Below are 18,198 nucleotides of genomic sequence, written 5' to 3'. Positions count from 1 at the left end.
CTACCTCTGGCATAACAAGTATATCGGGTAAGGGTTTCTGTTCCGCACACACAGGTGCAGAGTATCGTTAAGATGTCCATATTGTTGTTTTAATCCCGCTAGTGATGCGCTACGGGTATTTAATATTGTTAAACCCTGATAATCGCTCCGGTTATTTCCGGGATAAATGTACTACCGCAGTTACTATCATAGCCCCGACAATAAAACTTGCCGGGGCTTTTTTGACGCTATTAATGACTTTCTTTTTCGCGTAAACGCCAGGCGTGTAATAACGGTTCGGTATAGCCGTTTGGCTGTTTCACGCCGAGGAAGATCAAATCGCTGGCAGCCTTAAAGGCACACGAGTTAGCGAAATTCCCCGCCATCGGACGATATGCCGGATCGCCAGCATTTTGCTGATCCACCACTTTCGCCATGTTCTCCAGCGACGCATGCACCTGATCTTTGGTCAGAATACCGTGACGTAACCAGTTGGCGATATGCTGGCTGGAGATACGCAGCGTTGCACGGTCTTCCATCAGCGCCACGTTGTGAATATCGGGTACTTTTGAACAACCAATCCCCTGCTCCACCCAACGCACCACGTACCCCAGAATCCCCTGCACGTTGTTATCCAGCTCTTGTTGGATCTCTTCCACTGACCAGTTAGCGTTTTCAGCAACCGGAATAGTCAGCAGATCGTCCAGCAGCGGTTCAAATTCAGCATTGAACTCGGTCTGGGCAATGTTGGCTTGCACGCTCTGTACGTTGGTTTGGTGGTAGTGCAGCGCATGGAGCGTAGCGGCAGTTGGCGACGGAACCCAGGCCGTGTTTGCCCCGGCACGCAATTGGTCGCCCTTCTGGCTGTACATGTCTGCCATCAGGTCCGGCATTGCCCACATCCCTTTACCGATTTGCGCTTTACCGCGCAGCCCGCAAAACAGGCCGGAAAGCACGTTATTACGCTCGTAGGCTTTGATCCACGGCGTCGATTTCATCTGGTTTTTACGCAACATTGGGCCCGCTTCCATCACCGAATGCATCTCATCGCCGGTACGGTCGAGGAAGCCAGTGTTGATAAACGCCACGCGGTTGCTCGCCTGAGCGATACAGCTACGCAAGTTCAGCGAGGTCCGGCGTTCTTCATCCATAATGCCCATTTTCAGGGTATTCGGTTTCATACCAAGCATTGTCTCAATGCGGGTAAACAGTTTGTTGGCAAAAGCCACTTCCTGTGGACCGTGCATTTTCGGTTTCACAATATAAACACTGCCGGTACGCGAGTTTTTCTGCACTTTTAAGTCGTAGAGGGCAATCGCACCAGTCATGACGCCATCAAGAATACCTTCCGGAATTTCATTACCTTCGCTGTCCCAAATCACAGGAATGGTCATCAAATGACCTACGTTGCGGATAAACAGCAGCGAACGTCCGTGCAGAGAAATTTCAGAGCCATCGGCGGCGGTGTACTGACGATCGTCATTCAGTTTACGCACGATTTGCCGACCGTTTTTCTCCATTTTCTCTTGCAGAGTCCCCTGCATCAGGCCCAGCAGGTTGCGGTACAGTAGGATTTTATCTTCCGCATCAACCGCTGCGACCGAATCTTCGCAATCGAGAATGGTACTGATGGCCGCTTCGACGATAACATCGTTGATGTGCGCCGGATCGTCTTTGCCAATCCGCCCGTTGGCATCGATTTGTAGCTCAATATGCAGGCCGTTATTTTTCAGCAAAATGCAGGTCGGCGCAGCGGCATCGCCACGGTAACCGACAAACTGTGCCGGTGTACGTAACGTGCTTTCTTTACCATTTTTCAACTGGATGCGTAATTGTTTGTCGACCACGCTAAACGCCACCACATCCTGATAGCTGCCATTTTCCAGCGGTAGTGATTCATCGAGGAAACGCCGAACCCAGGCGATAACCTGCTCACCACGCTGCGGATCGTAGCCGCTGACCATCGCCCCTTCCTGCGGGATGATGTCGCTGCCGTATAACGCATCGTACAGTGAGCCCCAGCGAGCGTTCGCCGCGTTCAGCGCGTAGCGGGCGTTCATCGCCGGAACCACCAGCTGTGGCCCCGCCTGACTGGTGATTTCGCTGTCGATGCCCGTGGTTTCCACCGTAACGTGGTCAGGCTGTGGCATCAGGTAGCCCAGTTCACGCAGGAAAGATTTATAGGCCGCTTTATCTTTTACCGGCCCCGGATTGCTGCGATGCCACTCATCAAGCGCCGCCTGAATGCGATCGCGGTCTGCCAGCAACTGACGATTTTCTGGTGCCAGATCGTGAACAATCTCATCAACATTGCGCCAGAACGCGGCAGCATCCAGTTCCACGCCAGGCAAAACTTCTTCATCCACAAAACGTTTAAAGTCGGCGTCAATGCGTAAACGGCCCTGGGTTATGGTTTGACTCATTGTTTCTCTCCTCGTTTTCGCTTATTTCGCCAACACCGCTGCTGCCGCTTTCGCGACCTGCGCATCCTGTGCTCCGGTTAAACCAGAAACGCCCACGGCACCAATAATTTGCCCATCCACAACAACCGGTACGCCACCTTCCAGCGACGTCAGTAACGGCGCAGTCACGAACGCGGTACGTCCGTTGTTCACCATCTCTTCATAGCCCTTAGTTTCACGACGCCCCAGCGCGGCGGTACGCGCTTTCTCCTGGGAGATGTAAGCCGCAATCGGCGCGCAATCGTCCATGCGACTTAACGCCAGCAGATGACCGCCGTCATCGGCAACAGCAATGGAAACAGACCAGTTATTTTTCTGCGCCTCTTCCTGACCTGCGGCAATAATTGCACTCGCCATTTGCTGGCTAAGAATGACTTTAGTTTTCATTTTGTTATTCCTTTTCAAGGGCTTGTTCTACAATTTCAATCCAGTGACGCACAGAGGTACGACCGGCACTCGCCAGATGCATCTGGCAACCAATGTTGGCGGTGACGATCATTTCCGGTTTGCCGCTTTCCAGCGCATTCATTTTGTTATCCCGCAGCTGGCGCGCCAGATCGGGATGCGTTAATGCATACGTTCCCGCCGACCCGCAGCACAGATGGCTGTCGGGAACGTCCGTTAAGGTAAATCCAAGACGAAGTAACACTTTTTCTACTTCGCCGTTCAGCTTTTGCGCATGTTGTAGGGTACACGGGCAGTGGAAAGCCAGTTTTTTATCGCCGCGAATTGCCAGTTTTTCCAGCGGTTCCTCGCGCAGAAGTTCGACTAAATCGACCGCCAGTTCACTGACCTGACGCGCTTTATCGGCATACAACGCATCGTTTTTCAGCATCTGCCCATACTCTTTGACGAACGCGCCGCAACCACTGGCTGTTTGCAATATTGCCTCGGCACCTGCTTCAATCGCGGGCCACCAGGCATCAATATTATTTCGCGCCCGCGCCAGCCCTTTCTCTTGCGCATTAAGATGATAGTCCACCGCGCCACAACAGCCTGCTTCGTTAGCTGGCATGACGCTGATCCCCAGACGATCCAACACACGAGCAGTTGCCGCGTTGGTATTGGGCGAAAGCGTAGGTTGGGCGCAGCCTTCCAGCATTAAAACCCGGCGCTTATGGCGCAGCGGCGGACGCGGTTTGGCTTTCACGGTTTCAGCAGGCAATTTTGCTCTGACTTGCTCTGGTAACAATGGTCGCAGCACCAGCCCTACCTGCGTCAGCGCACGGAAGACCGCCGGACGCGGCACAACCTGGCGCAACCCTTCGCGCAGCATTCGTTCTGGCAGTGGGCGTTTCACTTTCTGCTCGACAATATCACGCCCGATATCCAGCAAATTGTGATAGCGCACACCAGAAGGACAGGTGGTTTCACAATTGCGACAAGTGAGACAGCGATCGAGATGCTCCTGCGTTTTAAGCGTGACTTCGTTGCCCTCCAGCACCTGTTTAATCAGATAGATGCGCCCGCGCGGCCCGTCCAGTTCATCGCCTAAAAGCTGATAAGTTGGGCAGGTTGCGGTACAAAATCCACAGTGAACACAGGCGCGCAGGATGCTGTCGGCTTCCAGCGCACGCGCGTTCTGAAGCATCTCTTCAGTTAACCGGGTTTGCATAGCCTGCTCCTTAAAGTTCCGCGTACATGCGACCGGGGTTAAACACGCCGCAAGGGTCGAGCTGCTGTTTAAGCTGCTGGTGATAGCGGAATAAAGGAGCCGGTAGCGGGGCAAAACCACCATCTCCGGCACTAAAGCGGGTCGCATGACCGCCTGCGTTGCGGGCAATGCGATGGATTTGATTGTCATCGGCTGTCGATTTCAGCCAACGTAACGCGCCGCCCCAGTCGATCAGTTGCTCGCCGGGTAAATCCATCATCGGCGCATCGGTGGGTAAGGAAATACGCCATAAAGTGCCCGGTAATGAGAAGAACGGCAGTTGTTGTTCACGCAATTGCTGCCAGAACTGACCCGCAACCTCTTCGCCACCCAGCAGTTCACGTGCTGCTTTTACCGATCCTTCACCGCCTTCAAGGCGGATCCACAACGCATTGTCGAAGTAACATAAGCCACTAATGGGTAATGGCTGGAGTTGCCACTGGGCGATTTCACTCATGGCTTCTTGCAGGCTTATTTCCCGACGCAAGCTCAGTGTGGCGCGCGGTCGCGGCAACACTTTCATCGAGATTTCAGTGAGCACGCCAAGACAGCCGTAGCTTCCGGCCATTAACCGCGAGAGATCGTATCCGGCAACGTTTTTCATCACTTCGCCACCAAAGCGCAGATGTTTTCCAGTGCCGGTAATAATGCGCGTACCGAGGACAAAATCGCGTACCGAACCACTCCACGGGCGACGCGGCCCTGCCAGCCCGCAGGCGACCATACCGCCCCAGGTGGCTTCGTCACCATAATGCGGTGGCTCGCAGGGGAGCATTTGCCCCGCGCTCTCCAGCGCCGCTTCAATCGCCACCAGCGGAGTTCCGGCACGCGCGGTAATCACCAGCTCGGTCGGGTCGTAATTAACAATGCCGCGATGGCAACGCACATCCAGCGTTTGCCCGATGACAGGACGACCTAAAAAGGCTTTGCTATTGCTTCCCTGAATCACCAGCGGCGTTTTATCGCTAATTGCCTGATTCACCTGCTCCAGCAGTACCTGGCTGTAATCACACTCGCGTAGCATCAGAAACGCTCCAGTTCAGGGAAAGGTAAATGACCGTGATGCACGTGCATGGCACCAAATTCAGCGCAGCGGTGCAGTGTGGGGATGTTTTTCCCAGGGTTCAGCAAACCATCAGGATCAAACGCCGCCTTGACTGCATGAAAGGTAGTAATTTCATCACTGTTGAACTGGGCGCACATCTGATTGATTTTTTCGCGCCCGATGCCATGTTCCCCACTGATACTGCCGCCTACTTCAACACAGAGTTCAAGGATCTTCCCACCCAATTCTTCCGCACGGGCGAATTCACCGGGTTCGTTGGCATCGAAAAGGATTAACGGGTGCATATTGCCGTCTCCGGCATGAAAGACGTTGGCAACGCGTAAATCATATTGCTGCGATAAACGGGCAATGCCTTCCAGTACGCCAGGCAACGCGCGGCGCGGGATGGTGCCGTCCATGCAGTAGTAATCCGGGGAGATACGTCCTACCGCCGGAAAAGCATTTTTGCGACCGGCCCAGAAACGCACGCGCTCCGCTTCATCCTGCGCCAGACGGACGTCAGTCGCGCCCGCTTTCAACAAGATGTCGTTAACCCGCTCGCAGTCTTCCTGTACGTCAGACTCCACGCCGTCCAGCTCGCATAACAAAATCGCTTCGGCGTCGACGGGATAACCGGCATGAATAAAATCTTCCGCCGCGCGGATCGACAGGTTATCCATCATCTCCAGCCCGCCGGGGATAATGCCATTAGCGATGATGTCGCCAACCGCAAGTCCGGCTTTTTCTACCGAGTCAAAGCTGGCTAACAGAACTCGTGCCACAGGGGGCTTCGGCAGCAGTTTTACCGTCACTTCGGTGGTCACGCCGAGCATGCCTTCCGATCCGGTGAACAGCGCCAGTAGGTCAAAACCGGGCGAATCCAGCGCGTCCGATCCCAGCGTTAGTGCCTCGCCATCCAGCGTTTGCACTTCAATTTTCAGCAGGTTATGTACGGTCAGACCATATTTCAGACAGTGGACGCCCCCGGCGTTTTCCGCCACGTTGCCGCCAATGGAACAGGCGATTTGTGAGGAAGGATCCGGCGCGTAATAGAGATTATGCGACGCAACAGCCTGGGAGATCGCCAGGTTACGCACGCCCGGCTGCACACGCGCACGGCGACCAACGGGGTTAATGTCGAGGATCTCTTTAAAGCGCGCCATCACCAACAACACACCTTTTTCCAGCGGCAGCGCGCCACCAGAAAGCCCGGTGCCTGCGCCACGGGTCACTACCGGTACATGCAAACGGTGGCAGACAGCGAGAATCGCCGTCACCTGTTCCATCTGCTTAGGCAGAACAACCAGTAATGGACGCGTACGATACGCGCTCAACCCGTCACACTCGTAAGGAATGATCTCCTCATCGGTATGCAGGATCTCCAGTCCAGGGACATGCTCACGCAGTGCCATCAGTACCGATGTACGGTCGACATCGGGTAAAGCGCCATCAAGACGCTCTTCGTACAAGATGCTCATGAGTAGGGTTCGCTTTGTTGTGTTGTGTTGTGTGGCAGCTGATTTTTGCGCGCTGCTTCTGTGAACAGTTATTAAGCGGGCTTTTCGTTTTCGTCTATCTCTTTAGCTACCGGTCAGACCATTTTTTTTTCCAGCTCTGTGACCTTGCCTTGGTTAACTTAATGTTAAATTGATGTAACATAATCACTTACGTGATGTGCGTGTTTTGCGAATCAAGAACAGAAAAATTGGTCCTACCTGTGCACGAGGTCCGGGAATGAAAGATGAACGTCGCCCTATTTGCGAAGTGGTTGCAGAGAGTATCGAACGGTTAATTATCGACGGCGTGCTGAAGGTCGGTCAGCCGCTTCCTTCGGAGCGTCGACTGTGTGAAAAGCTCGGCTTCTCGCGTTCCGCACTGCGTGAAGGGCTGACCGTGCTGCGCGGACGCGGGATTATTGAAACAGCGCAGGGGCGCGATTCTCGTGTAGCACGCCTTAATCGCGTGCAGGACACCAGCCCGCTGATCCATCTGTTCAGTACACAGCCGCGAACGCTGTACGATCTGCTCGACGTTCGCGCATTGCTGGAAGGCGAATCGGCAAGGTTGGCAGCTACGCTGGGAACCCAGGCGGATTTTGTTTTGATAACCCGCTGTTATGAAAAAATGCTCGCCGCCAGTGAAAACAACAAAGAGATTTCGCTGATCGAACATGCACAACTGGATCACGCTTTCCATCTCGCCATTTGTCAGGCTTCCCACAATCAGGTGCTAGTTTTTACGCTGCAATCATTGACCGATCTGATGTTTAATTCAGTGTTTGCCAGCGTAAATAATCTCTACCATCGACCACAGCAAAAAAAGCAGATCGATCGCCAACATGCGCGGATCTACAACGCGGTGTTGCAGCGACTGCCGCACGTCGCCCAGCGCGCCGCACGTGATCATGTGCGGACCGTGAAAAAGAATCTCCACGATATCGAACTGGAAGGCCACCATTTGATTCGCTCGGCGGTGCCACTGGAGATGAAGCAGGGGTGACTGCCATCAAATCTGCTTTTCATACAATCGGTAACGCTTGTACGGCTCCGCTCCAATGCGTTCCAGCATGTTATTCATGCCTGTATTGGTTTCGAGGATCCATGACATTTCCAGCGCATCGATCTTCCGGCGAGCAAACGGATCGCGTAAGGCTTCAATCAATAACAGCGCAATCACCGGGCCGATGCGGCTGAACTGATACTCGTCACGCACGCCCATCAGCGGCACTCGCGCAGTTCGCACACCGCTGACTTTTAAGCGCCACAGCAATTTTGCCCAGCCGAAGGGAAAGAGCGATCCGTTCAGATCGGCAATCGCCTCGTTGATGTTCGGCAAGCCGACTATAAACGCGCAGGGAGCAGAATCAATCTCGGCGACGTAGATCATATCGTCCGGCACCAGATACTTTAGTTGATCGCCCATGGTAGCGAATTCATGTTCGGTAAACGGCACAAATCCCCAGTTGTGCTGCCAGCCAGAGTTGAAAATCTCACGCAGGATCTGCATCTCTTCGGCAAACCGCTGACGATTGATGCAACGAATGGTCACCTTTTTGCGTACCTGATCCATAAGTTTTTTTAGCGTCGGAGAGAAAGTGAGATCGGTTCGTTGCATCCACCACGCCAGTAAATCAATACCTTTGTGATAACCCAATTGTTCAATATGCGCGGCATACCACGGTTTACCGTGCGGCATCATCGCACAGGACGGAGTGTCGAAACCTTCAATCAGTAATCCGCTTTCCTGATTGATATTCAGGCTGAAAGGCCCGCTGATCATACTGGCACCTTGTAACTTCAACCATGCTTCCGCTGCGCCAAACAAAGCGGCAAAAACCTGCGGATCATCAATGGAGTCAATCATGCCAAAATGACCGGTATCGTCACCGTAACGCTCGCGGTGCAAGGTATCGATTTGCGCGGTAATCCGCCCGACTATCTGCCCCGCTTTTTTTGCTACCCACGCCTGCCAGATAATATGGTCCGTCCCCGGATTCTTCGCCGACAAATGCTCGCTGCGTTCAATGAACAAAGGGGGTATCCAGTTTGGATCATCGGGATAAAGTGATGACGGAAAAGCGATAAATGCCTTAAGGTCATTTTTATTAATTACTTTTTCAATTTTAATCATCAGCAGATCGCATTCCATATCTCTGTGGATAACAAATAATTAACGGTGACAAACAGATTGCAACAGCAACGAACGGCATCTTAATAATCAACCCAATGAATACAAACAAAGAATAAATAGTATTTATTAATAATTAAGATAAGGTCAGAGACTACACAGAAGCGCCTCAATGCCTTTTGTCGATTTAAGGCAACCAAACAAGGCTTCTTCTTAATATATTCATAAATTAAATATCATTCACAATAAAAACAACAAAGCCAAACCTATTATTTAAATCAATGTTCAATATCGCACCGATGAAAATACTATCTCATTTATCTTTTATGCCTATATAATCCACCGCATTATTGTCATTTTATTTCTGATATCCAATTTTTTTCGTGGTGTATATGTCTAATAACATCTTTACGCATTCCCTACCTATGCGCTATGCCGATTTTCCAACGCTGGTTGATGCTTTGGACTACGCCGCTCTGAGTAGCGCCGGAATGAATTTTTATGACAGACGTTGCCAACTTGAAGATCAACTGGAATATCAGACGTTAAAAGCGCGTGCCGAAGCTGGTGCGAAGCGGTTGTTATCACTGAATCTGAAAAAAGGCGATCGCGTGGCGCTGATTGCCGAAACGAGTAGCGGGTTTGTAGAGGCTTTTTTTGCCTGCCAGTATGCCGGCTTAGTCGCCGTCCCGTTGGCAATTCCAATGGGCGTCGGTCAGCGGGATTCCTGGAGCGCCAAACTGCAGGGTTTACTGGCAAGTTGCCAGCCCGCAGCCATTATCACTGGTGATGAGTGGTTGCCACTGGTCAATGCTGCTACGCATAACAACCCCGAATTACATGTTTTAAGCCACGCCTGGTTTAAGGCATTACCGGAAGCCGATGTTGTACTCCAGCGTCCAGTTCCGAACGATATCGCCTACCTCCAGTACACCTCCGGCAGCACCCGTTTTCCCCGTGGCGTCATTATCACCCATCGCGAAGTGATGGCTAATCTACGTGCTATAAGCCACGATGGCATAAAATTACGCCCTGGCGACCGCTGCGTCTCCTGGCTGCCTTTCTACCATGATATGGGACTGGTCGGCTTTCTCCTGACCCCCGTCGCCACGCAGCTCTCAGTAGATTATTTGCGCACTCAGGATTTTGCCATGCGTCCTCTGCAATGGCTTAAATTGATCAGTAAAAATCGCGGCACCGTTTCCGTTGCGCCGCCGTTTGGCTATGAATTGTGCCAGCGCCGCGTGAATGAAAAAGATCTCGCTGAACTGGATCTTTCCTGCTGGCGCGTTGCTGGTATTGGTGCTGAGCCGATCTCCGCAGAACAACTCCATCAATTCGCTGAATGTTTCCGTCAGGTTAACTTTGACGATAAAACTTTCATGCCGTGCTACGGACTGGCAGAAAATGCGCTGGCTGTCAGCTTCTCTGATGAAGCCTCCGGGGTTGTGGTTAACGAAGTGGATCGCGACATCCTTGAATATCAGGGCAAAGCCGTCGCGCCGGGTGCTGAAACACGCGCCGTATCGACTTTCGTCAACTGCGGTAAAGCGTTGCCGGAACATGGCATTGAAATCCGCAATGAAGCAGGTATGCCGGTCGCGGAACGTGTGGTAGGCCATATTTGCATCTCCGGCCCCAGCCTGATGAGCGGTTACTTTGGCGACCAGGTTTCGCAAGACGAGATTGCCGCGACGGGCTGGTTAGATACCGGCGACCTCGGTTATCTGCTGGACGGTTATCTGTATGTCACCGGGCGCATTAAAGATCTGATTATTATTCGCGGCCGTAATATCTGGCCGCAGGATATTGAATATATTGCGGAACAGGAACCGGAAATTCATTCTGGCGATGCGATTGCTTTTGTTACCGCCCAGGAAAAAATCATTTTGCAGATCCAGTGTAGGATCAGCGACGAAGAACGTCGTGGGCAGCTTATCCACGCACTGGCAGCACGGATCCAAAGCGAATTTGGCGTAACAGCGGCTATCGATCTGTTGCCGCCCCACAGTATTCCCCGAACGTCCTCCGGCAAGCCTGCCCGTGCGGAAGCGAAAAAACGTTATGCTGCAAGCCTTCATGTGCAGGAATCCATGGCATGAATCAAACTGTCGCGGTGACGGGCGCTACCGGGTTTATCGGTAAATATATTATCGATAACCTGCTCGCCCGCGGCTTTCACGTTCGCGCATTGACGCGTACTGCCCGCGCTCACGTCAATGATAATCTCATCTGGGTGCGCGGTTCGCTGGAAGATACACATTCGCTTAGGGAACTGGTTGCCGGAGCCAGCGCGGTGGTCCATTGCGCCGGGCAAGTGCGCGGACACAAAGAAGAGATTTTTACCCGCTGTAACGTTGACGGCAGCCTGCGCCTGATGCAAGCGGCAAAAGAGAGCGGCTTTTGCCAACGTTTTCTGTTTATCTCTTCGCTGGCGGCGCGCCATCCCGAACTCTCCTGGTACGCAAATTCCAAACACGTCGCCGAACAACGACTGACCGCAATGGCTGACGAAATTACGCTGGGCATTTTTCGCCCGACAGCCGTGTATGGTCCCGGCGATAAAGAGTTAAAACCGCTGTTTGACTGGATGCTGCGCGGCCTGCTGCCACGACTTGGTGCGCCAGATACACAGCTCTCTTTCCTGCACGTCACCGATTTCGCGCAAGCCGTGGGGCAGTGGTTAAGCGCCGAAACTGTACAAACGCAAACCTATGAATTATGCGATGGCGTCGCCGGCGGCTATGACTGGCAACGCGTACAGCAACTTGCCGCCGACGCCCGTTGCGGTTCCGTTCGAATGGTTGGTATTCCTCTGTCGGTACTCACCTGCCTTGCGGATATCAGTACTGCGTTGAGTCGCCTGGCAGGTAAAGAACCTATGCTGACCCGCTCGAAAATCCGTGAATTAACCCACGCCGACTGGTCAGCAAGTAATAACCGTATTTCTGAAGATATTAATTGGTTTCCCGGGATTAGCCTGGAACACGCATTACGCAGCGGGCTATTTTGATTGTCTTGTTTAAAGGTGTGTTAACGTTTCTATGGTAAATCGTGAAATAGTAATGGATTACATCCTTTCCTGTTTACAGGATTTGGTCGAAAACGGTGTGGAAATTAAGCCCGACAGCGATCTCGTCAACGATCTTGGCCTGGAGTCGATCAAAGTGATGGATCTCTTAATGATGCTGGAAGACAGATTCGATATTTCCATTCCTATTAATATTCTGCTGGATGTCAAAACCCCTGCGCAATTAATGGAAACTCTACTTCCATGGCTGGAGAATAAATAATGGGGCTATACGATAAATATGCGCGCCTTGCTGGCGAGCGACTGCAATTTAGTGACAACGGGTTAACGCCGTTTGGTACCTGTATTGATGAAGTGTATTCCGCCACCGAAGGCCGGATCGGCGATAAAAACGTGATCCTGGCCGGGACCAATAATTATCTCGGTTTAACCTTCAATCATGATGCCATCGCCGAAGGTCAGGCAGCGTTAGCGGCCCAAGGCACCGGCACTACCGGTTCTCGTATGGCAAACGGCAGCTATGCGCCACATCTGGCGTTAGAGAAAGAAATTGCCGAGTTTTTCAATCGCCCTACCGCTATCGTTTTTTCAACCGGTTATACCGCGAATTTAGGCGTCATCAGCGCGCTTGCCGACCATAACGCCGTAGTGTTACTGGATGCCGACAGCCACGCCAGTATTTATGACGCCTGTTCTCTCGGTGGAGCGGAAATTATTCGTTTCCGCCATAACGATGCTAAAGATCTGGAACGGCGCATGGTTCGCCTCGGTGAACGGGCAAAAGAGGCGATTATCATCGTTGAAGGCATCTACAGTATGCTCGGTGACGTTGCGCCGCTGGCGGAAATTGTTGATATCAAACGTCGTCTCGGTGGTTATTTGATTGTCGATGAAGCGCATTCGTTTGGCGTGTTAGGCGCAACGGGGCGCGGACTGGCTGAAGCCGTTGGCGTTGAAGATGATGTGGATATTATCGTTGGTACTTTCAGTAAAAGTCTGGCCTCGATTGGCGGTTTTGCTGTCGGTTCGGAAGCGATGGAAGTGCTGCGCTACGGCAGCCGCCCGTATATTTTTACCGCCTCTCCTTCTCCGTCCTGCATTGCGACCGTGCGCTCGTCGTTAAGAACCATTGCCTCACAACCAGAGTTGCGGCAAAAGCTGATGGATAACGCCAACCATCTGTATGACGGTCTGCAAAAACTGGGTTACGAGTTAAGTTCACATATTAGCCCGGTAGTGCCAGTAATAATCGGTTCGAAAGAGGAAGGTTTACGCATCTGGCGCGAGCTTATTTCGCTGGGCGTTTATGTGAATCTTATCCTGCCACCTGCCGCGCCTGCAGGCATCACGCTGCTGCGCTGTAGCGTAAACGCTGCCCACACTCGTGAGCAAATCGATGCCATCATTCAGGCATTTGCTACTCTGAAGCAGTAATGTGAGCCCGCTGTGGTGCTGCGCCACGGCGGGTTTAATGTTGACTGTCATACCAATACACCAGGCTCAACGCCACCAGCATAAACGCTATCGGTAAACCGAGCGCGGTAACAGGTGCGCTCAACGCAAATAGCAATCCCAGATTGACCATAATTTGATAGCTGATCCAGGTGAGTAAGCCCACGATGACGCCTACAGCGAGACGGCTCCCCATCCCAGGCGAACGCGGGGCACTAAAGGTAAACGGCACAGCCAGCAAAATCATCGCCAGGGTCAAGATGGGTTGTCCCAGTTTTTCCCACAGTGCAAGGCGGTATTCACTGCTGGGTTGCCCGGTTTCCTGCAAATAATGGATGTAATGATTAAGCTGACGAACAGAAAAAGTATTCCCCGGCATCGATAACTCTTCAAGATTCATACTAGTGAAGGCCGATTGCCAGGCAAGATTATCTAATGTTTCCAGCGTTTCTTTGCCGTTCAGCCATTTTTTATGATTCACACCATGCAGGGTCCACGTTTTGTCGTCTTCAATGGTGGCACTGCGCGCGTAAATGTAGGATTCGAGCGAGAGATCGTCACGGTAATGAAAAATCTCCACGCCCACCGGCTGGCCCTGCTCGTTCAGCGATTTCACCGTCACAAATTCATTACCACGCCTGGCCCACAGCATATTGCCGGTAATGTCATCGTCCTCCCCCAACGCAGTGGCAGTCGATTTGATTTGCAGCGCCTGTTGCTGCAATGGCGACGCCACCCACTCATCTATCGCGCCTAATGAAACAGTCCACAATATCCCGGCAACCAGCGCCACCAGTGCAATACGGAAGATAGAAAACCCCGTGCTGCGAATGGCGGTAAGCTCACTGTTTTTCGATAACTGCCCCAGGCCGACAATCCCTCCCAATAAGGCGATAAACGGCGAAAGTTCGACCAGTGTGCGCGGTAAGGTCATCAGCACCACCAGCACCGCCTGAGTCCAGCGATAACCACCCGGGCTGACATCATCCAGTTCGTTAATCAGGTTGAAGGTGGTAAAAAGCGGCAGCAATAGCCCTGCGGCGGCGGCAAAACCGAGAAAGAGATGACGGATTAAATAGCGACTGAAAACATTCATCGGGAAAATTTCTGCAGCAAAGAGAAGTCGCGTGCGACCAGCATCAGCAGGCCCATTAGCATGAGTCCGGGTACTAACCACAAACCAGGAATGAGGGGAATCGCGCCGTTAGCCACCAGCGTACGGCAGACGTCGCCGCCATAAAAAATCGCAACAAACAGCAACGTCAGTGGCAATAACGTTGAAAATCGCCCTTGCCGCGGTTTTACCCGACTTAATGAAATGGCCAGCAGCGCCATCAACAATGCTGTCAGGCCACGGCTTTGTCGCCATTGCAGTTCGGCATGATCGGCAGGAAAGGCGGAGCGCGCCAACTCCGTGACCGATTTTGCTTTGCGTTTGACGTTAGGGCTTTGATCCAGCGGATTCAGATGCAATTGCAGATTACGGTAGATCTGTTCGTTGTCGTCACGCCCCTGATGATCGAGAAGATAGGCGGTCCCGTTATGCAACATAACGGTCGGTTTCTCGGGTGATGGGTCAACTACATCAACCGAACGGGCGCGGAAAATACGGGTTCGATTGGCAGTAGAAGTATAAATCAGCACGTCAGTCAGGCGATTATTATCCTGATCAACCGTCTGCGAAAGGATCATTCGTCCGTTATCGTTAGTGTTAAATTTCTTTGCCCGCAACTGGCGAACATCCAGCTCCGACTGCGACTGTTGCTCCAGTTGATAAATCTGCGCATAAGCCCACGGACGACCATACATCGACAGAAGGGTGACAAAAATACTTAGCGGTATCGCCAGATAAAGAACGGCTTTGTACAAGCGTCCCGGACTCCCCCCCGCCGCAGAAATAGCGGTAATTTCCGAGTCGGTATACATCTGCCCTAGCGTCACGCCAACTGACACATACAGTCCAACAGGTAACAACATCTCCAGTGCAATCAGCACCTTGTAGAAAACAATATCCAGCACAACATCAAGAGCTAATGTCCCATTTGCCGCTTCGGTCAGATAACGCTGTGCGGAGTAGCTGGCGAAAATAAAGATCAGAAAACCGACGATAATCAGCACCAGACGGCGCGTACCACGCATGATGTAGTGTTCAACCAGCTTCATCTCACTAACGCCCTCAATCCTTTGAGTTTTTTATTCATTGATCAGCTTCTGCGCCAGCGCAATGACATGATCTACCTCTTCCGGCGTCAGGCTGCCGTCCTTTGCCCACTGAATTTGCCCGGCTTTATTCAGCACCAGAATGGTTGAACTCTGCTCCGGCAACCGCCAGGCAACGCGTCCCTGTCCATTGCCGTCAATAACGAATTGCGCCCACGGATAGCGGCGTTTATTTTTTTCGATTTTGCCAACGACAAAATAGCCAGTACCAAAGATGGCATCATCGGTGTTCACAATGGTGGTGGGCTGAAAACGATCCTGCGGAAAGTTTGCCGCTTCAACCGCTTTAATTAACAGTGAGTTCTTTTTCTTCGCCGACTTACGCCCGGCGATATACTGAATAATGCGGACTTTTCCCGCCAGCTGTGTGCTGTTCCACTTTTGGTAGTGAATTTCGTCGTCGCTATTCAGAAGCAGCTCGCCGCCTTCCTGGATATAAACAGGGGTAACCATTTTACCAGTGACGAAATTGTGCGCCTGCACACCCGGGGCTAAGAGCATGATAATCAGCGCAATAATCAAACGAGATGACATCATTGCTCCGGTTATAGCGGAAAACGCGAAATCAGCAGTTCTAAGCGCTGACGAATATCGCTATCCAGCGCCATCGGTGCATCATACGACTGGCGGTTTTCCATATCATCCGCCACCATGTCGTCGTGTTTATCACCCATCAGGCCATTAATGGCGGCGAGGAAGCGGGAAATCTGTAACGCTTCTTTATTTTCAGGATCAAGCGATCTTAGGGTGTCGTAATAAGAAACCTGCTGGCTGATTATTTTTCGTACATTATGAAATTCCCTGCCAGTTAGCCGTGGTTTGGCAATAATCTCTTTCAGGAGGTGCATTTGCTTTTGCCGATAGGCAATAAAACCGCTTACGCTTTCTAACTGGCTATGGCGTAATGAATAGTTCACCAACAACCAGACCGGAGAGCTTAAATAAATCCGTAAAAGGTTGCCGTAAAACGACACAATATTTTTCTTACCGTTACGAAAGCCGTCCTGAAAACGTCCAAGAAAAACGGTCGTTTTGCCAAATAAAAATCCGGCCTGATGCTTTTTTAAATACAACCGTTGGGCAAAACGTAGATGCTTATAACGCGCCCGCATATATTTAAACTGTTTACGCTCGTCAGCCGTAAGCCCCTCGCCTTTGGCTTGTTTGTGGATTAAACGCAGTAATTCCTGACGATCAACGCCATTCAGCCAGAATTGCAGGCATAACGCGTAATTATCATGAATGATTTCGGTGGTACAACCTGTTGCGATAGTCGGCGGTAAACTGACCTGCGCATCAACGACATCATCTTCTTCAACTGCAATAAATAGACGCTCGCTCGCCTCAAGCGGGAAATATTTTCTCATCATCAGGATTTCTCTCCGGCTGCGTTATAAAGCAAGGAATGGCGCTGAAAAAATGCCTTTAAGGTTGGAATTAACGAGAGCACCACATCCAGACATTGCCCACCGAAGTAAGCAAATGCAGCCCCCAGCACGCCAAACAGATGACAGAACATGAACAGCAATACGATGTAGCCGATTGAGGCGATGGTTTGCGCCACGAGAAAAGCGCGCTGTTTTCCCGCCATCAATAGCAATGACTCCTGTGGGAAGCCCAGCATCGAAATCACAATTGCGCCAAGCATCACCTGAATCAGGTCATACGCTTCGAGATACTTAACGCCAAACACCAGCGAAATGAGCGGCTTGCCGACGATCAACACCGCGAGCGCCACCAGAATACCGATTCCGCCCGCCAGTAAACCGGACTTCACGCCTAACAACCACGGTCTGGTGGTGCGCGGATCTAAACGCATCACCTCTGGGTAAAAACTTTTGCCCAGTAAACCCGCTGGCGTTCCGGCGGCATCGAAGAATGTCATGGCGATTTTAAATAACCCGGCGGCAGCGGGTCCTAACACGATCCCCACCAACACTGTGCTGCACGAGTTACGTGCCGACCAGATGGAGTGGGCAATGTTGGTTGACCAGACAAAACTCCACGCGCCTTTAATGTGTCGGGCAGACTCAAACAGATTCAATTTGAAGGCGTTATGGATATTTCTGCGGCGTAATTCGCGCGCGGCAAACCACCAGTACATGGTGCCGCCAACCAGATTCGATGCGTACCAGGCAATAACAAAACCCGCAAAACCAAAATCAAAATACCAGGCTACGACGCTCCCCGCTGCGCGCAGAAAAGGTTTCGTCGCCTGCTGTACAGCAATCAAATCGAAGCGATCTACCGCACGCAGAATGCCGGTCGGTGTGGAGGAAGCCATTGAAGGAATGAGCGTGCAATACAGCGCTGCCAGCCAAAAGCTTTGGTCATCCAGACCTAATGAATGGGAAAGAAAAGGGAGTAAGGCAATGCCGCCGACAATCGCCACCGCGCCGCTGACGATATCCAACGAGAAGGAAAATGAGACGACATTGCGAAATTGCTGCGGATTATTATTGGTCAAGGCTGGCGTTCCGTACTGAACCACCAGCTGCCATGTCTGAAACTTAATAAAATCGCTGATCGACTTGGCGTACGATTGCACAATCACCAGTACGCCAAACATGGCGGGCGTCATCCCTTTACCGGCACACGAGAGCGCCAACAGACCCAGCAAAGCGCTCACGACATTACTGGAGCCTAACCAGGCGCTATTGCGAATAATGGTGCGAAACGCGCCATCTGCAAACCAATGTTTGATGTTAAACCCCGCCAATTCAGCCTG

General features: G+C 51.9%; 16 protein-coding genes. 5 read left to right on the top strand and 11 right to left on the bottom strand.

What is annotated here, in order from left to right; genetic code table 11:
- Positions 1-230: 230 nt before the first annotated feature.
- The 5 genes from glcB to glcD are packed head-to-tail and all read right to left on the bottom strand — an operon-like array spanning position 231 to position 6,618.
- Positions 231-2,402, bottom strand: coding sequence for a malate synthase G (gene glcB / locus HEN33_RS00340; RefSeq protein WP_176263329.1), 2,172 nt, complete (start codon positions 2,400-2,402; stop codon positions 231-233).
- 21 nt (positions 2,403-2,423) lie between these two features.
- Positions 2,424-2,828 (bottom strand): GlcG family protein, encoded by a 405-nt coding sequence (locus tag HEN33_RS00335; protein WP_000853256.1) that lies wholly within the window; start codon positions 2,826-2,828, stop codon positions 2,424-2,426.
- Positions 2,829-2,832: 4 nt separating this feature from the next.
- On the bottom strand, positions 2,833-4,056 hold the full coding sequence (gene glcF / locus HEN33_RS00330; protein WP_176263328.1) for a glycolate oxidase subunit GlcF: 1,224 nt from the start codon (positions 4,054-4,056) through the stop codon (positions 2,833-2,835).
- Positions 4,057-4,066: 10 nt separating this feature from the next.
- Positions 4,067-5,119, bottom strand: coding sequence for a glycolate oxidase subunit GlcE (glcE, locus tag HEN33_RS00325; RefSeq protein WP_176263327.1), 1,053 nt, complete (start codon positions 5,117-5,119; stop codon positions 4,067-4,069).
- Complete coding sequence (gene glcD / locus HEN33_RS00320) at positions 5,119-6,618, bottom strand: glycolate oxidase subunit GlcD (RefSeq protein ID WP_000026096.1); 1,500 nt, start codon at positions 6,616-6,618, stop codon at positions 5,119-5,121. Before glcD ends, glcE begins: the two co-directional genes overlap by 1 nt.
- A 256-nt stretch (positions 6,619-6,874) precedes the next feature.
- Between glcD and glcC the strand changes: the two genes are divergently transcribed.
- Positions 6,875-7,639, top strand: coding sequence for a transcriptional regulator GlcC (glcC, locus tag HEN33_RS00315; RefSeq protein WP_001332920.1), 765 nt, complete (start codon positions 6,875-6,877; stop codon positions 7,637-7,639).
- Positions 7,640-7,645: 6 nt separating this feature from the next.
- On the opposite strand, the gene yghO is transcribed toward glcC, so the two are convergent.
- On the bottom strand, positions 7,646-8,788 hold the full coding sequence (yghO, locus tag HEN33_RS00310; RefSeq protein WP_176263326.1) for a protein YghO: 1,143 nt from the start codon (positions 8,786-8,788) through the stop codon (positions 7,646-7,648).
- Positions 8,789-9,159: 371 nt separating this feature from the next.
- Between yghO and HEN33_RS00305 the strand changes: the two genes are divergently transcribed.
- Genes HEN33_RS00305 through spt form a run of 4 tightly spaced genes read left to right on the top strand, consistent with a single transcriptional unit; the run spans position 9,160 to position 13,232 of the window.
- Entirely contained in the window at positions 9,160-10,869 is a 1,710-nt protein-coding gene (locus HEN33_RS00305; protein WP_105276749.1) for a fatty acyl-AMP ligase, read from the top strand.
- Positions 10,866-11,780, top strand: coding sequence for an NAD-dependent epimerase/dehydratase family protein (locus tag HEN33_RS00300; RefSeq protein ID WP_176263533.1), 915 nt, complete (start codon positions 10,866-10,868; stop codon positions 11,778-11,780). Before HEN33_RS00305 ends, HEN33_RS00300 begins: the two co-directional genes overlap by 4 nt.
- Positions 11,781-11,811: 31 nt before the next feature.
- Positions 11,812-12,060, top strand: coding sequence for an acyl carrier protein (locus HEN33_RS00295; RefSeq protein WP_000248097.1), 249 nt, complete (start codon positions 11,812-11,814; stop codon positions 12,058-12,060).
- Positions 12,060-13,232: a serine palmitoyltransferase gene (gene spt / locus HEN33_RS00290; protein WP_176263532.1), complete on the top strand. Its 1,173-nt coding sequence runs from the start codon at positions 12,060-12,062 to the stop codon at positions 13,230-13,232. The genes HEN33_RS00295 and spt overlap by 1 nt, the downstream gene beginning before the upstream one ends.
- Before the next feature lie 34 nt (positions 13,233-13,266).
- On the opposite strand, the gene lptG is transcribed toward spt, so the two are convergent.
- The 5 genes from lptG to HEN33_RS00265 are packed head-to-tail and all read right to left on the bottom strand — an operon-like array spanning position 13,267 to position 18,189.
- Positions 13,267-14,346 (bottom strand): LPS export ABC transporter permease LptG, encoded by a 1,080-nt coding sequence (lptG, locus tag HEN33_RS00285; protein ID WP_176263531.1) that lies wholly within the window; start codon positions 14,344-14,346, stop codon positions 13,267-13,269.
- The gene (gene lptF, locus HEN33_RS00280) at positions 14,343-15,413 is read right to left on the bottom strand and encodes an LPS export ABC transporter permease LptF (protein WP_000779656.1); all 1,071 of its coding nucleotides are present in this window, start codon (positions 15,411-15,413) and stop codon (positions 14,343-14,345) included. Before lptF ends, lptG begins: the two co-directional genes overlap by 4 nt.
- Positions 15,414-15,443: 30 nt before the next feature.
- The gene (locus HEN33_RS00275; RefSeq protein WP_176263534.1) at positions 15,444-16,004 is read right to left on the bottom strand and encodes a YtfJ family protein; all 561 of its coding nucleotides are present in this window, start codon (positions 16,002-16,004) and stop codon (positions 15,444-15,446) included.
- Between the two features lie 11 nt (positions 16,005-16,015).
- Complete coding sequence (locus HEN33_RS00270) at positions 16,016-16,840, bottom strand: hypothetical protein (RefSeq protein WP_176263530.1); 825 nt, start codon at positions 16,838-16,840, stop codon at positions 16,016-16,018.
- Entirely contained in the window at positions 16,840-18,189 is a 1,350-nt protein-coding gene (locus tag HEN33_RS00265; protein WP_000896872.1) for a lipopolysaccharide biosynthesis protein, read from the bottom strand. Before HEN33_RS00265 ends, HEN33_RS00270 begins: the two co-directional genes overlap by 1 nt.
- Positions 18,190-18,198: the final 9 nt, after the last annotated feature.

This window comes from Escherichia sp. 94.0001 (assembly GCF_013369155.2).
Lineage (GTDB): Bacteria > Pseudomonadota > Gammaproteobacteria > Enterobacterales > Enterobacteriaceae > Escherichia > Escherichia coli_F.
Note: the sequence above shows the minus strand (reverse complement) of the source record. Positions and strands in the feature narration are given on the sequence as shown.